At 47.6% G+C, this 420-nt stretch carries 1 protein-coding gene; it reads right to left on the bottom strand.

Annotated elements, in window-relative coordinates; translation table 11 throughout:
• Positions 1-155, bottom strand: a 155-nt coding sequence (locus PROVRUST_RS19495) for a terminase gpP N-terminus-related DNA-binding protein (protein WP_419177178.1), incomplete at its 3' end; no start/stop codon positions are given.
• Positions 156-420 lie beyond the last annotated feature (265 nt).

Genomic DNA, 420 nt, shown 5'->3' with positions numbered 1-420 from the left:
GTACAAAGTCGCATTTCAAGCGTCATTTCTACGCGTTCAACGGGGGTGATCTCATCCCATTTATCACGTCGCTTCCAACTGTGAATTGTGGCGGACTTTTCGTTGAGCGCTTCGGCAATACGCGCAATCCTGTACCCTTTGAAGTACAGGTGCATGGCTCTTTTTCGTGGGTCAAAATCGTGTAATGTATTCATGCCGCCAGATTAATGACTCACACGAATTATCGCCTTGCCTCCGCATTGTGCCATTTCCCACACAATGGCAAATCATTGTTTCTTATCCCCCATCCCTGAAAACATAGGCTCATCTTTTTTACGATCATATACACACTCAATTGCCGGAGCCTGAGCAATGACAACAAAATCCAAGCCGGTGCGCCTTTGTGTTGAAGGGGCAACAACTGACGGTCGCAAGGTGCAG

The sequence above is a fragment of the Providencia rustigianii DSM 4541 genome (genome assembly GCF_000156395.1).
GTDB classification, from domain to species: Bacteria; Pseudomonadota; Gammaproteobacteria; order Enterobacterales; family Enterobacteriaceae; genus Providencia; species Providencia rustigianii.
The sequence above is the reverse complement of the archived record's forward strand: the minus strand, read 5'-3'. Positions and strand labels throughout refer to the sequence as shown.